The organism is Streptomyces sp. MS191 (assembly GCF_008042125.1).
GTDB lineage: Bacteria > Actinomycetota > Actinomycetes > Streptomycetales > Streptomycetaceae > Streptomyces.
Genome location: NZ_RDBI01000185.1, coordinates 1 through 687, shown reverse-complemented (window position 1 = coordinate 687; position 687 = coordinate 1). Strand labels below are relative to the sequence as shown.

The window sequence follows — 687 nt, the reverse complement described above, 5'->3', positions numbered from 1 at the left end:
GCCTCTGTACGAACGCGACGGAGGGCACTCACGGGAGTTGCATGAGGCCGTCGAGGAACTGATCGCCGCACACGGCTCGGACGACGTGGGCGATCTCGTCGCGGACGCCGTGGCCGCGGGCCGCATCGATCGGGAGCGGGGCGCGGCCCTGTTGAACGTGGCCGCGTGGTCGGGTACCGACAACGGCACGGCCCTCGGTCGCACGCTGACGGGGTGGCTGCGTGCGGGTGACGATGCGGTGCGGGTGCATCTGGCTCTGCATCACGAGACCTTCCCCTTCCCGACTCGGGGCGAGATGCTCGCGCGGCTGCCGGGGCTGGCGAACCGGTTCGCGGAGCACCGGGCACTGGTCGAGCGGAGCCTTGCCGGTCGTCCGCCACGTCCGGCCGGGGCAGGGCCCGAGGTGCGGGTGGTCCTGGGGGAGCCGACCGCGCAGGACACGGAGGCGATCGTCACCGTGGCGGACGAGGTGCCGGGCTGCGCCTCGGGCGCGACGGTAGGTCGAGCGGCCGGGCCCTGCCGGGCACAGGCGCGAGCACGGGCCGGATGCGTCGCCGACGGGGCGGGGTGGCCGACCAGGAGCAGGAGGGCCGTCGCGCGCGCGTCGACGAGTGCGTCGCAGACGTCGGCGGCGGTGAGCGAGTCCATGGCGAGTTCGACGACGGTGCCGCCGTGCGGAGCGAGCAG

Annotated in this window: 1 protein-coding gene; it reads left to right on the top strand. The window is 74.5% G+C overall.

Translation table 11 applies throughout. The features are described 5' to 3' along the window. Positions 1-687, top strand: a 687-nt coding sequence (locus EAO71_RS40220) for a hypothetical protein (protein ID WP_222723626.1), incomplete at both ends; no start/stop codon positions are given.